The sequence below is a fragment of the Paraburkholderia sp. NMBU_R16 genome, from assembly GCF_013282575.1.
Taxonomy (GTDB): Bacteria; Pseudomonadota; Gammaproteobacteria; order Burkholderiales; family Burkholderiaceae; genus Trinickia.
Genome location: NZ_JAAAYE010000320.1, coordinates 1 through 402, shown reverse-complemented (window position 1 = coordinate 402; position 402 = coordinate 1). Strand labels below are relative to the sequence as shown.

1 pseudogene is annotated in these 402 nt (G+C 58.0%); it reads right to left on the bottom strand.

The features are described 5' to 3' along the window. A pseudogene (locus GWC77_RS28415) lies at positions 1 to 271 on the bottom strand (DDE-type integrase/transposase/recombinase); the annotation flags it as partial. Positions 272 to 402 lie beyond the last annotated feature (131 nt).

Below are 402 nucleotides of genomic sequence, written 5' to 3'. Positions count from 1 at the left end.
TGAGCGTTCCGTCGTCTTCCGGCCGGCGAGCGTACAGGGCCTGCTCAAGTGCATCGAGAACGAAGTCCGTGGTCATCGACGAACTCACACGCCAGCCGACGATACGTCGCGCGAACACGTCGACTACGAACGCTACATACAGCCAGCCCTGCCACGTCGAAACATACGTGAAATCCGAAACCCAAAGTTGGTTCGGCCGATCCGCCTTGAACTGACGGTTGACCCGATCCAGCGGGCGCGGGGCCGACACATCAGGGATGGTCGTGCGAATTCGTTGGGTCTGTCAGAAATTTCGTGTTCAAGGCATATGATGCTCCCCAGGAGAAAATATGCCTCGCAAACCCAAGACCCCACCGGTAGAGCTGCCGGCGATTCCTGCTGAACTTCTTGAGCAGTTCGGCA